The organism is Streptomyces sp. NPDC025721, from assembly GCF_055558595.1.
Genome location: NZ_JBVHMF010000006.1, coordinates 218275 through 231354, shown reverse-complemented (window position 1 = coordinate 231354; position 13080 = coordinate 218275). Strand labels below are relative to the sequence as shown.

The window sequence follows — 13080 nt, the reverse complement described above, 5'->3', positions numbered from 1 at the left end:
ATGACCTCCACGAACCCCGCACCGTCCGCGACTGCCTCGGACTCCTCCAGGACCGCCCACGACCACCTGTGGATGCACTTCACCCGCATGTCGTCGTACGAGAACGCCCCCGTGCCGACCATCGTGCGCGGCGAGGGCACGTACATCTACGACGACCACGGCAAGCGGTACATCGACGGTCTGTCGGGGCTCTTCGTGGTCAACGCCGGTCACGGCAGGCACGAGCTGGCCGAGACCGCGTACAAGCAGGCCCAGGAGCTGGCCTTCTTCCCGATCTGGAGCTACGCGCACCCCAAGGCGATCGAACTGGCCGAGCGGCTCGCGCACTACGCGCCCGGCGACCTCAACAAGGTCTTCTTCACCACCGGCGGCGGCGAGGCCGTCGAGACGGCCTGGAAGCTCGCGAAGCAGTATCACAAGCTGACCGGCAACCACACCAAGTACAAGGTGATCTCACGGGCGGTCGCCTACCACGGCACCCCGCAGGGCGCCCTGTCGATCACCGGGCTGCCCGCCCTGAAGGCCCCCTTCGAGCCGCTGGTCCCCGGCGCGCGCAAGGTGCCCAACACGAACATCTACCGCGCCCCGATCCACGGTGACGACCCCGAGGCGTTCGGCCGCTGGGCCGCCGACCAGATCGAGCAGCAGATCCTCTTCGAGGGCCCCGACACCGTCGCCGCCGTCTTCCTGGAGCCGGTGCAGAACGCGGGCGGCTGCTTCCCGCCGCCCCCCGGATACTTCCGGCGCGTCCGCGAGATCTGCGACCAGTACGACGTGCTGCTCGTCTCCGACGAGGTCATCTGCGCCTTCGGGCGGCTCGGCACGATGTTCGCCTGCGACAAGTTCGACTTCGTGCCCGACATGATCACCTGCGCCAAGGGCATGACCTCCGGGTACTCCCCCATCGGCGCCTGCATCATCTCCGACCGGCTCGCCGAGCCCTTCTACAAGGGCAACAACACCTTCCTCCACGGGTACACCTTCGGCGGCCACCCCGTCTCGGCCGCCGTCGGCATCGCCAACCTCGACATCTTCGAGCGCGAGGGCCTCAACCAGCACGTCCTGGACAACGAGGGCGCGTTCTTCGACACCCTCAAGAAGCTCAACGACCTGCCGATAGTGGGCGACGTCCGCGGCAACGGCTTCTTCTACGGCATCGAACTCGTCAAGGACAAGGCCACCAAGGAGACCTTCACCGACGAGGAGACCGAGCGCGTCCTGTACGGCTTCCTCTCCAAGGAGCTGTACGCCGCCGGCCTCTACTGCCGCGCCGACGACCGCGGCGACCCCGTCGTCCAGCTCGCCCCGCCGCTCACCTCCGACCAGTCCCTCTTCAACGACATCGAGGCCATCCTGCGCGGCGTCCTGACCGAGGCGTGGACCAAGCTCTGACGCTTCCAGCGCGCTCCCTCGGCGTGAGACGCCATCGCCGTGCTTCTTTTGGGGGCGCGGGGAACTGGGGCACCCGCCTGCGTCAGGCAGGCGTCGGGGGCTTGTCACCCGGACGGGCGGCTCGCGGGGGACGTACGCCGTGCCTGCGGGCCGCGGGGGCTGACGGCGCCTAACCTCCCCGGAGGGGATTGGTTCGCGAACCGCGGAGGTAACGGCATGGTGGCCCCGCCGGACAATGACGTGTTGTGGGCCCGTTCGCTGCGCCACGCGCACGACGGGTCCCCCGCGCTGCTGGGTGTGTCGCTGGGCGTACGGCAGGGCGAGATCCTGGCCGTCGTGGGTCCGCGAGGCGCGGGCAAGTCGACGCTGCTGCGCTGCCTGTCGGGGCAGTTGGTGCCGGACGAGGGCGAGGTGTGGTTCAACAGCGCCCCGGTCCACACCCTCCCCGAGACGGCCAGGGACGAGCTGCGCAGGGACCGCTTCGGCTGGGTCGGCAGCACCTCGCAACTGCTGCCCGAGCTGACGGCCTGGGAGAACGCGGCGCTGCCGCTGCTGCTGCGCGGCACCAAGTACCGCGCGGCCAGGGCCGCGGCGCAGGAGTGGCTTGACCGGCTCGACATCGGGGCCGCCGCCCGCAAGCGCCCGGCCGAACTCCTCCAGGCCGAGCGGCAGCGGATCGCGGTGGCCCGCGCCCTGGTCACCACCCCGGAGATCGTCTTCGCCGACGACCCGGGCGCGCCGCTGCACCGTCCCGACCGCGCCCTGGTGATGCGGACCCTCACCAGCGCGGCCCGCTCGCACGGCATCACCGTCGTGCTCAGCGCCTGCGACCACGACATCGCGCCCTTCGCGGACCGCGTGATCCCGCTGCTCGACGGCCGGGTCAACGCCGCGATGCCCGCGCAGGAGCGGGATTCCGAGCCGACCGCGACGACGACGACGCGGGCCGCGTCCGTATGACCTCGACTGTCCATACCGCCCGTGCCCTTACGGGTGCCCGCTTCGGCGGGGCCGGTGCCGTGGCCATGGCCCGTACGGGGCGGCGGCCCGTGTCGGAAGGGAGCCGGGCGTGCTGAGTTTTCGTGTCGTACGCGGGGCGCGGTACACCGCGCTGGTGCGGTGGGTGCTGGTCGCCGCCGCGTCGGCGGCCACCGGGCTGCTGCTGCTGGCCGCGCTGGGATACGCCCTCGGGCACCCGCACCGGCCGGCCGACGCCGCCGCGCGGCTGGCGTGGTGCGCGCTGCCGGTCGTGGTGACCGTGCAGTTCGCGGTGGCCGCGGGGCGGGCGGTGCCCGCGCGGTGGCCGCGTCCCGGACTGGCCGCGGTGGGCCTCGGCCGGGCCGGCGTGGCCCTGCTCGCCGCGTCGGCGACCGCCCTGACCTGCGCGGTCGGCAGCGCGGTGGCCCTGCTGGCGTTTCTGCACCTGCGCGGCGACCTGACGGGCGCGCTGCCCTTCCACGGCGCCGCCTCCGACCTCCTCGGCGGCGGCGAACAGGTGCCGCTCGCGGGCGCGTTGACGCTGCTCGCGCTGGTCCCGGTGAGCGCCGCCGTCATCGGCGCGGCCCAGTTGTGGCCACCGCGCACCGTCTCCACCGCGCCCGCCCCCGCGACCCGCAAGGTCTCCGCGGCCGATCCGCCCGGCGGCCTGCCCTGGGGCGTCGCCCTGATCGCCGTCGGGCTCGCCGCCGAGGTGGCCGCGCCGCACGGCCACGAGGTGCCGCTGCCCGGCGGTCTCGGCTCCATCGCGCCGCTCGCGCTCGGCGGCTGGGTCGTCGCCACCGCGGGCATGGTCCTCGCGGGTCCCGGCCTCGTGCACGCCTGCGGACGGCTGCTCGCCGCCTTCCGCCCCGGCGCGCTCCGGCTGCTGGCCGGACGCGCCCTCCAGGAGGAGGCCGGTGCGGTCGGCCGCCCGCTCGGCGCCCTGTGCGCCACCGCCGCCGCGGCCGTGGCCGCGTACGACCTGCACCGCGGCGGCGCCCGCCCCTTCGGCCCCCTCACCGCCCTGGCCGGTGTCCTGATCGTGGTGTGCGTGCTGGCCACCGCGGGCACCGCGCTGCTGGAGGCCCGGCGCGGCCGGGAGCCCGCGATGGCCGCCCTGCGCCAGGTCGGCGCCTCCCCCGCGCTCCTGCGCGGCGCGGTCGCGCTGCGGGCGGGCGTCCTGCTGGCCGCCGCCGTCCCCCTCACGGCCCTGGTCGCCGTACTCACCACCGTCCCGCCGGGCCGGTGAGCCGCACCGAGGACTATCGTTCAGACGTGCCCGCCGACATCCCGCCCGCAGCGCCCGACACTCCCCGAACTCCCGGACGGGACAGGGAAGTTGAGTCGCTGGCCGAATTCGACCAGGTCGCCCTGAGCGGTTCCTTCGCCGGATACCGCGTACAGGCCGTCGACCTGACCGACCGTACGTTCGCGCTCCTCGTCACCGACACCTCGCAGGCCGTCTTCCTCGGCTGCCCGATGGAACCGCAGGCCCTCGCCCATGTGCGCGCGGGCGGCGCGCTGGTCTTCCCGCCCGTCCCCGACCTGCCCTTCGACCCGTACCGGGGCGCGCTCTACAGCCCCGACGAGCTGTACGCGGGCCTCGACGAGGACGGTTACGAGCGGACGCCGGACGCCCGTACGCACGCCTGGGCGCGCTCCGCCGCGGCGGAGGGCGACATACTCGCCTCGATGCTGCGCTCGATCCACGACGACGCCGTGTCCGACGCCCTCGACGAGCGCCTGCGCGGCCTCAGCGTGGTCGGCGTCATGGGCGGCCACGCCATGGAGCGCGGCTCCGACGCCTACGCGGGCGCCGCACGGCTCGGCCGCGACCTCGCCAGGGCCGGGCACACCGTCGCCACCGGCGGCGGCCCCGGCGCGATGGAGGCCGCCAACTTCGGCGCCTACGCCGCGCCCTACGACGACCTGATGCTCCGCAAGGCCCTCGCCGTCCTGGCCGGCGTCCCGTCCTTCGCGCCCTCCGTCGGCGACTGGGCCCGTACCGCCTTCGAGGTACGCGACCGCTGGCCGGACGGCGGACCCTCCTACGGGCTGCCCACCTGGTTCTACGGCCACGAGCCGCCGAACGCCTTCGCCTCCGGCATCGCCAAGTTCTTCGCCAACGCGACCCGCGAGGACGGGTTGCTCTCGCGCTGCACCGGCGGGGTCGTCTTCCTCCCCGGCGCCGCCGGGACCGTCCAGGAGATCTTCGACGCCGCCACCCCCGACTACTACTCCTCCCGAGGGGTTCCCGTTCCCCTCGTCCTCGTCGACCGCGTCCACTGGACCACCACTCTCCCCGCCTGGCCCCTCCTCACCGCCCTCGCCTCCGGCCGCCCCATGTCCCCCCTCCTCGCCCTCGTCGACTCCGTCGCGGAAGTCCCCGCCGCCCTGTCCAAGCTGGCCACCCCCTAGAACGGCTCACTGACCGAGACGGTCAGCCGGTCTTTTCCCCCAACGGGGCGGATCGGTTGTCGTCGGACCACCGGCCGGTGGCGGATTGCTCGCGCGGTTCCCCGCGCCCCTGAAGGACCGGCCCTAGGGGCGGTGGGGGGCGTCCGCGAGGAGGACGACCTCTTCGGGGGCGAAGGTCACGGCGACCTCGGCGCCGACCTCGGGTGCCGCCCGCCAAGGGCACCCGGCTTCGAGGCGCGGCCCCGCCTCCGGCGCCAGGACGAGCGTGATGTGGTCACCACGAAACGTGCGGGCGACGACAGTGCAGCGAAGCCCGGACCCGGGGCCGGTGAGGCGCACCCCGGCGGGCCGGATGAGCAGGTGGCAGGGCCCCTGCGGGGTGCCGGAGGGCACCGGCACCTTCCCCCACGGCGTATCGGCGACGCCACCCCCGACGCTGGCGTCCACGATGTTGTCGAAGCCGAGGAAGCGGGCCACGAAGGGCGACACCGGCCGCTGCCAGACCTCCAGCGGCGTACCGGACTGCGCGATGCGCCCGTCGCGCATCACCACGACCCGGTCCGCGAGGGCGAACGCCTCGCTCTGGTCGTGCGTGACGGCCAGGACCGTCGTCCCCAGGCGACGGAAAAGTTCGCGCAGCTCCACGACGAGCCGTTCGCGCAGCGCCCGGTCGAGCTGTCCCAGCGGCTCGTCGAGCATGAGCAGCCGCGGCTCGGGGGCGAGGGCGCGGGCCAGGGCGACCCGCTGCTGCTCCCCGCCGGAGAGCGTGGCGACGCCGCGCCCGCCCGCGCCGGGCAGCCCGACGAGGTCGAGCAGTTCGCGCACCCGCTCCTCGCGCCGCTCGCGCGGCACCTTGTGCATGCGCGGCCCGAAGGCGACGTTGCCGCCGACGTCGCGCTGCGGAAAGAGCTGGTGGTCCTGGAACATCAGGCCGACGCCGCGCCGGTGCGCGGGAACGCCCGCCTGGTCGGCGCCGTCGAGCAGCACCCGTCCGCCGTCCAGCGGCTGGAGTCCGGCGACGGCCCGCAGCAGCGTGGACTTGCCGCTGCCGCTGGGCCCGAGCACGCACACCGTCTCGTGCGCGGCCACCTCCAGCGTGACGGCGTCCAGCGCGGCCCGCGCGCCGAACCGTACGGTCGCGTCCTCGACTCGCAGCAGCGTCATCAGAACTCTCCGGGTGAGGGGTCGGCGCCCCGCCCGCGCGGGCGCAGATTCTCCAGCACCAGCAGCGACGCGGCGCAGACCAGCATGAGGATGGTGCTCAGTGCCATGGCCTGGCCGTACGTGGACGGGCCCGCGCGGCCGAGCAGGCGGGCGACGGCGACCGGGAGGGTCGGGCTGTCGGGGCGGGCGATGAAGACGGTGGCGCCGAATTCGCCGAGCGACACGGCGAAGGCGAAGCCCGCGGCGACGGCCAGCGCCCGTCCGACGAGCGGGAGTTCGACCTCGCGCCAGACCCGTAGCGGTGACGCGCCGAGCACCGCGGCGGCCTCCCGCAGCCGGTCGTCCACGGCGCGCAGCACCGGCAGCATGACGCGTACGACGAACGGCACACCGACCAGCGCCTGGGCGAGCGGCACCAGGATCCAGGAGGACCGCAGGTCGAGCGGCGGCTTGTCGAGGGTGATCAGGAAGCCGAAGCCGACGGTGACGGCGGAGGTGCCGAGCGGCAGCATCAGCAGCGCGTCGAAGCCGCGGACCAGCCGTCCCGCCCTGCGGACCAGGGCCGCGGCGGCGAGCCCGCCGACCGTCAAGGCGATGACGGTGGCGACGGCGGCGTACCGCAGCGAATTCCAGACCGTCTCCAGCGGGGCGACGGTGAAGGTGCCGCCGCTCCGACCCGAGCCGACGGAGCCGAGCGAGCGGTAGAAGGCGAAGCCGTAGCCGTCCGGGCCGTCCAGCGAGCGGGCGACGAGCACGCCCAGCGGCAGCAGGATCAGCAGCGCGATGACGGCGAGCACTCCGGCGAGCAGCGTCCGCTCCCCCCTGCCGCGCGGCCGGTGCGCGGTGGTGGCCGCGTCGACCAGCCGCAGCGTGGACTCCCGGCGGCGTACGGTCCAGGCGTGCACGGCGAGGATCGCGGCGACGGCGGCGAATTGCAGCAGGGTCAGCACGGCGGCGGTCGGCAGGTCGAGGAGTTCCGCGGTCTGCCGGTAGATCTCCACTTCGAGGGTGGAGTACAGCGGGCCGCCGAGGATCTGGATCACGCCGAAGGAGGTGAAGGTGAACAGGAACACCATCAGCCCGGCGGCGGCCACCGAGGGGCCGAGCGCGGGCAGCGTGACCCGCCGCCAGGCGGCGAGCCGGCTCGCGCCGAGCATCCGCGCGGCCTCTTCCTGGCGCGGGTCGAGCTGCGCCCACAGGCCGCCGACGGTGCGGACGACCACCGCGTAGTTGAAGAAGACGTGCGCGATGAGGATCGCCCACACGGTGGTGTCCAGGCGGACGCCCCACAGCGAGTCGGTGAAGCCGCCGCGGCCGAGCAGCGCGAGGAAGGCCGAACCGGCGACCACGGTCGGCAGCACGAAGGGCACGGTGACGACGGCCCGCAGCAGCCGCTTGCCGGGGAAGTCGAGCCGCGCGAAGACGTACGCGCCGGGCAGGGCGACGGCCAGGGTCAGCGCGGTGGACGCGGCGGCCTGCCAGCAGGTGAACCACAGCACGTGCCGGATGGAGCCGTCGCCGAGGACGTCGCCGATCCGGCCGAGCTGCCACCGGCCGCCCTGGTGCAGGCCGCGGCCGACGATGGAGATCACGGGGTAGGCGAAGAACACCCCGAAGAAGGCGGCGGGCACGGCCATCAGGGCGAGCCGGATCGCGGTGCCGCGACCGGGTACGAGCGACCGGCCCCTGCCGCGTACCGCCGATGCCGTGCCGGTCGTGTCCGTCGTATCGGTCGTGTCCGTCGTATCGGCGTGGCCCGACGTATCGGCCGCGTCCGTCTTTTCGGCGCCGGGCGTCACTTGAGGACGATCGACGACCATGCCTTGACCCACTCGTCGCGCTTGGCGGCGATCTTGTCGGGCGCCAGCGTCTTCGGGTCGGTGATCTTCGCGCCGTATTTGGTGAACACCTCGGGCTCGGCGGCGTCCTTGCGCACCGGGTCGACGTACATCTGGAGGGGCATGTCCTCCTGGAACGTCCTGCTCAGCAGGAAGTCGATCAGCGCCCGGCCGCCCGCGGTGTTCTTCGCGCCGTGCAGCAGCCCGGCGAATTCGATCTGGCGGAAGCAGGTGCCGGTGGAGACCCCGGTCGGGGACTGGGCGGGCGCGGGGGTGACGCCCACGACCTCGGCGGGCGGGCTGGACGCGTACGACACGACCAGCGGCTTGTCGCCCTTGGCCTTCTTGCCTGCCGAGGAGCCGGAGAAGCGGTCGTTGTACGCCTGCTCCCAACCGTCCACGACCTCGACGCCGTTGGCCTTGAGCTGCTTCCAGTACGACTGCCAGTCGGAGTCCCCGTAGGCGGCGGCGCTGCCGAGCAGGAAGGCCAGACCGGGCGAGGACGTCGCGGCGTTCTCGGTGACCAGCAGGTTCTTGTACTCCGGCTTGACCAGGTCCGCGAAGGTGGCGGGCGGGGCCAGCTTGTGCGCGGTGAAGTACGCCCGGTCGTAGTTGACGCACACGTCACCGGAGTCGATGGGCGTCACCCGGTGCTTGACCGCGTCGAGTTGGAGGTCGGCGGGCACCTGGTCGAGGCCCTTGGCCGCGTACGGGGTGAACAGGCCGTTGTCGAGCGCGCGGGACAGCAGCGTGTTGTCGACGCCGAAGAAGACGTCGCCCTGCGGGTGGTCCTTGGTGAGGATCGCCTGGTTGACGGCCGCGCCCGCGTCTCCGCCGCGCAGCACCTTGACCGTGTAGCCGGTCTCCTTGGTGAAGTCCTTGAGCACGGCGTCGGACGCCGCGAACGAGTCGTGGCTGACCAGCGTCACGGTCTTGGACGTGCTGCCGCCGCTGGTCTTGGTGCCGCCCGAGTCGCTGCCGCACGCGGCGAGCGCGGTGGCGCCGACCGTGGCCAGGACGAGCGCGCCGATGGCACGCCGACGGATGGTGTTCATCTGTGCAGACTCCCTACGCCGGTATGACCCGGATCAGGTCCGAGGGTCTGCGGTCTCGTGGGCCGCACTCTCAGCGCCGTCTCAGGCGCTCCCCTGTCGGAATGTTCACTTGTACGTACTTGTGTGATTGCACGTGCACGATAGCAGCAGGTGCGAAAGGGCTGGTCAGCGCCGGGCCCCTAACGCGCCCGGCGCCTCAGCGCTCCGAGGCCGCGAGCTGGCCGCACGCGCCGTCGATCTCCTGGCCGCGGGTGTCCCGCACGGTCACGGGCACGCCGTGGGACTCGAGCGCGGCGACGAACGCCCGCTCGTCCTCCGGCCGGGAGGCCGTCCACTTGGAGCCGGGCGTGGGGTTGAGCGGGATCAGATTGACGTGCACCCGGTGGTTCTTCAGCATCCGGCCGAGCCGGTCCGCGCGCCACGCCTGGTCGTTGATGTCCCGGATCAGCGCGTACTCGATGGAGATCCGGCGGCCGGAGACCTCGGCGTAGTGCCAGGCCGCGTCCAGCACCTCGCGGACCTTCCAGCGGGTGTTGACCGGCACCAGGGTGTCGCGCAGCTCGTCGTCCGGCGCGTGCAGCGAGACCGCGAGGCGGCACTTCAGCCCCTCGTCGGCGAACCGGTAGATCGCCGGGACCAGGCCGACCGTGGAGACGGTGATGCCGCGCTGCGACAGGCCGAGGCCGTCCGGCTCGGGGTCGGTGAGGCGGCGGATCGCGCCGATCACGCGCTTGTAGTTGGCCAGCGGCTCGCCCATCCCCATGAAGACGATGTTCGACAGCCGCGCGGGCCCCCCGGGCACCTCGCCGTCGCGCAGGCTCTTCATGCCCGCGACGATCTGGTGCACGATCTCGGCGGTGGACAGATTCCGGTCGAGACCGGCCTGCCCGGTCGCGCAGAACGGGCAGTTCATGCCGCAGCCCGCCTGCGAGGAGATGCACATCGTGACCCGGTCCGGGTACCGCATCAGCACCGACTCGACGAGCGTCCCGTCGAACAGCTTCCACAGCGTCTTACGGGTGTCCCCGTCGTCGCACGACGCGTGCCGCACCACCGTCATCAGCTCCGGCAGCAGGTCCTCCGCCAGCTTCCCCCGCGCCGCGGCCGGAATGTCCGTCCACGCCGCCGGATCGTCGGCGTACCGCGCGAAGTAGTGCTGCGACAGTTGCTTCGCCCGGAACGGCTTCTCCCCGAGCGCGGCCACCGCCTCCCGCCGCTCGACGGGAGTGAGGTCGGCAAGGTGCCGCGGCGGCTTCTTGGCCCCACGCGGCGCGGCAAAAGTGAGTTCTCCGGGTACAGGCATGATCTGACAAGTGTCGCAGATCGAAATGGGTCGGCCGGTCGCCCGCTGGTCCGGGGGCTGTCGCTCGGGCGGCGGCCGTCGGGGTCAGCCGGTGCCGACGAAGACGGCCAGGAGGAGCCAGACCACGGGGGCGGTGGGGAGCAGGGAGTCGAGGCGGTCCATGATGCCGCCGTGGCCCGGCAGGAGGGTGCCCATGTCCTTGATGCCGAGGTCGCGCTTGATCATGGATTCGCCGAGGTCGCCGAGGGTGGCGCTGACGGCGGCGGCGAGGCCGAGGAGGAGGCCCTGCCACCAGCGGCCGTCGTCGATGACGTACTGCATGAGCAGGGCGCCCGCGACCATGGCGAAGGAGATCGCGCCGAGCAGGCCCTCGCGGGTCTTGCCGGGGCTGATGCGGGGCGCGAGCCTGTGCTTGCCGAAGCGCCAGCCGACGGCGTAGGCGCCGGTGTCGCTGATCACGGTGAGCAGCAGGAAGACCAGGACGCGGCGCGGGCCGTCGTCGGCGGCGAGCATCATGACCACGAAGGTGGCCAGGAAGGGCACGTAGAAGGCGGCGAAGACGCCGGCGGTGACGTCGCGCAGGTAGTTCTCGGGCGGCTCCGTCATGCGCCACACGAGGATGGCGAGCGCGGTGAGGGCCATCGCCACCCAGGCGCCGTCCGCGCCGCGCAGATACCCGGCGATGATCATCGCCGTACCGCCGGCCGCGATCGGGATCAGCGGGGCGCGGATGCCCTTGCGCTCCGCCAGCCGCGAGGTCAGCTCCCAGACGCCGACGGCGGCGGCGACGACCACGACGCCGACGAACACCGCCTTCACGATGAAGAGCGAGGCGACGATGACCGCGCCGAGGCCGAGGCCGACCCCTATCGCCGCGCGCAGATTCCGCCCTGCGGACTTCTTCGCGGGGGGCTGCGGCGGCGGTGTCGGCTCCGGGGCGGTTGGCATAGGAGGAGTCTTCCTGCCGCGCCCGGAATCGGGTGCGGAACCCGCCGGATAGATGATCGTGTCATCCGCAATCGAGCCGTCGGCCGCGCCGTTGGTGACCGTGTCCTCGGGCGCTCCCCAGTGACCGGCGCGTGGCGAAGCGCCCCAGGAAGAGTCGTTCACTGAGCTTCGCCTCGCGTCGTCGTGTGTCGGCCGGGAAGGGCTGAGGGCGGGATCGTGCATACGGTCGTACTGCCGGTGTCCGGACGGGCGTCAGGAATGGTGCCCGGACGGGCGTGTCCGGACGGGCGTGTCCGGACGGGCGTGTCCGGACGGGCGTGTCCGGACGGACTGAGATGTCCGGGGCGGTGTTTCCGGGGCGGGCCCGGGGGCCCGGCCCGGTCAGACCTCCAGCAGCTCGGCTTCCTTGTGCTTGAGCAGCTCGTCGACCTGGGCGACGTACTTCGACGTCGTGTCGTCCAGCTCCTTCTCCGCGCGGCGCACCTCGTCCTCGCCCGACTCGCCGTCCTTGACGAGCTTGTCGAGGGTCTCCTTGGCCTTGCGGCGGACGCTGCGGATCGAGATCTTGGCGTCCTCGCCCTTGGTCTTGGCGACCTTGATGTACTCCCGGCGCCGCTCCTCGGTGAGCTGCGGGAACGCCACCCGGATGATCCGGCCGTCGTTGCTCGGGTTGACGCCGAGGTCGGAGTTGCGGATCGCCTCCTCGATGTTGCGCAGACTGCTGCTGTCGAAGGGGGTGATCACCGCCATCCGCGGCTCGGGCACCGCGAACGAGGCGAGCTGGTTGATCGGGGTGGGCGCGCCGTAGTACTCGGCCACGATCTTGTTGAACATCGCGGGGTGCGCCCGGCCGGTACGGATCGCCGCGAAGTCCTCCTTGGCGACGACGACGGCCTTCTCCATCTTCTCCTCGGCCTCGAGGAGGGTCTCTTCAATCACCATGTGCTCCTGGTATTCAGAAGGCGGAGCCTGACGGTCGGGCCCCTGCGCGCGTCTTTCCTGCACGGTGTCCGACCGGCAGCCTGTTGTCCATCCCCGGACCGGGCGAACCGGGACGTGTCACCACCCGGCGCTCGGGCGGTCATTAAGCCCTGGAGCCCCGGTCGTTGACCAGCGTGCCGATCTTCTCACCCTTCACGGCCCGCGCGATGTTCCCTTCGGCGAGCAGCTCGAAGACGAGGATCGGCAGCTTGTTGTCCTGGCAGAGGGTGATCGCGGTGAGGTCGGCGACCCGCAGGTCGCGGGTGATGACCTCGCCGTACTCCAGGGCGTCGAACTTCACCGCGTCCGGGTTCAGCTTGGGGTCGGAGTCGTAGACCCCGTCGACCCCGTTCTTGCCCATCAGCATGGCCGCCGCGTCGATCTCCAGGGCCCGCTGGGCGGCGGTGGTGTCGGTGGAGAAGTACGGCATGCCCATACCGGCGCCGAAGATGACGACGCGGCCCTTCTCCAGGTGCCGTACGGCCCGCAGCGGGATGTACGGCTCGGCGACCTGGCCCATGGTGATCGCGGTCTGCACGCGGGTCTCGACGCCCTCCTTCTCCAGGAAGTCCTGGAGGGCCAGGCAGTTCATGACCGTGCCGAGCATGCCCATGTAGTCCGAGCGGGCCCGGTCCATGCCGCGCTGCTGGAGTTCGGCGCCGCGGAAGAAGTTGCCGCCGCCGACGACGAGGGCGATCTCGTAGCCGTCCGCGACGACCGCGGCGATCTCGCGGGCGATGGCGTGCACGACGTCGGGATCGACTCCGAGACCGCCTCCCCCGGCGAACGCCTCGCCGGACAGCTTCAGCAGATAGCGGCGGTGGGCGGTGGTGTGGTGGGCCGTATCGGCGCCTTTGTCCATGGAGATCTCCTCGTGCACGTACGAAGGAGGCCATTGCCGCGGGTCCTCGTGGGTTCCCTGTACGGCAATGGCCTCCTCGTCACATCTGCGGCCGGTCGGCGGGCGGCCGACCGCGTACGACCCTAGCCGGGCCGTCGGTCA

11 protein-coding genes and 1 riboswitch are annotated in these 13080 nt (G+C 72.4%); of the genes, 4 read left to right on the top strand and 7 right to left on the bottom strand.

All coding sequences use genetic code 11. The features are described 5' to 3' along the window. The 4 genes from ACZ4EF_RS12075 (at window position 1) to ACZ4EF_RS12060 (ending at window position 4788) form a co-directional block, all read left to right on the top strand. A complete protein-coding gene (locus ACZ4EF_RS12075) occupies window positions 1-1392 on the top strand; it encodes an aspartate aminotransferase family protein (RefSeq protein ID WP_355346519.1) in 1392 nt (463 codons plus the stop codon). A gap of 216 nt (window positions 1393-1608) precedes the next feature. After that, window positions 1609-2352, top strand: coding sequence for an ABC transporter ATP-binding protein (locus ACZ4EF_RS12070; RefSeq protein WP_391161438.1), 744 nt, complete (start codon window positions 1609-1611; stop codon window positions 2350-2352). A 109-nt stretch (window positions 2353-2461) separates the two neighbouring features. Continuing rightward, on the top strand, window positions 2462-3619 hold the full coding sequence (locus tag ACZ4EF_RS12065; RefSeq protein ID WP_467504114.1) for a hypothetical protein: 1158 nt from the start codon (window positions 2462-2464) through the stop codon (window positions 3617-3619). Window positions 3620-3645: 26 nt separating this feature from the next. Next, complete coding sequence (locus tag ACZ4EF_RS12060) at window positions 3646-4788, top strand: LOG family protein (protein ID WP_467504112.1); 1143 nt, start codon at window positions 3646-3648, stop codon at window positions 4786-4788. Between the two features lie 123 nt (window positions 4789-4911). Here ACZ4EF_RS12060 and ACZ4EF_RS12055 read toward each other — a convergent pair whose 3' ends face one another. The 7 genes from ACZ4EF_RS12055 to pyrH all read right to left on the bottom strand — a co-directional run bounded on the left by ACZ4EF_RS12055 (window position 4912) and on the right by pyrH (window position 12939). Beyond that, window positions 4912-5952, bottom strand: coding sequence for an ABC transporter ATP-binding protein (locus tag ACZ4EF_RS12055; RefSeq protein WP_391161441.1), 1041 nt, complete (start codon window positions 5950-5952; stop codon window positions 4912-4914). After that, window positions 5952-7589, bottom strand: a complete 1638-nt coding sequence (locus ACZ4EF_RS12050; protein WP_355346599.1) for an ABC transporter permease — start codon at window positions 7587-7589, stop codon at window positions 5952-5954. The genes ACZ4EF_RS12055 and ACZ4EF_RS12050 overlap by 1 nt, the downstream gene beginning before the upstream one ends. Window positions 7590-7747: 158 nt before the next feature. Then, window positions 7748-8845 carry a thiamine ABC transporter substrate-binding protein gene (locus tag ACZ4EF_RS12045; protein ID WP_467504110.1) on the bottom strand — a complete coding sequence of 366 codons (1098 nt, stop codon included), beginning with the start codon at window positions 8843-8845 and terminating at the stop codon, window positions 7748-7750. Further along, window positions 8839-8950: riboswitch (TPP riboswitch) on the bottom strand. Its footprint overlaps the gene before it by 7 nt. Before the next feature lie 91 nt (window positions 8951-9041). Beyond that, window positions 9042-10148 (bottom strand): dual-specificity RNA methyltransferase RlmN, encoded by a 1107-nt coding sequence (gene rlmN, locus ACZ4EF_RS12040; RefSeq protein WP_355346501.1) that lies wholly within the window; start codon window positions 10146-10148, stop codon window positions 9042-9044. A gap of 84 nt (window positions 10149-10232) precedes the next feature. After that, window positions 10233-11258 carry a phosphatidate cytidylyltransferase gene (locus ACZ4EF_RS12035; protein WP_391161444.1) on the bottom strand — a complete coding sequence of 342 codons (1026 nt, stop codon included), beginning with the start codon at window positions 11256-11258 and terminating at the stop codon, window positions 10233-10235. Between the two features lie 219 nt (window positions 11259-11477). Beyond that, window positions 11478-12035 (bottom strand): ribosome recycling factor, encoded by a 558-nt coding sequence (gene frr, locus ACZ4EF_RS12030; RefSeq protein WP_188281238.1) that lies wholly within the window; start codon window positions 12033-12035, stop codon window positions 11478-11480. Window positions 12036-12180: 145 nt separating this feature from the next. Next, window positions 12181-12939, bottom strand: a complete 759-nt coding sequence (gene pyrH / locus ACZ4EF_RS12025; RefSeq protein ID WP_355346495.1) for a UMP kinase — start codon at window positions 12937-12939, stop codon at window positions 12181-12183. Window positions 12940-13080: the final 141 nt, after the last annotated feature.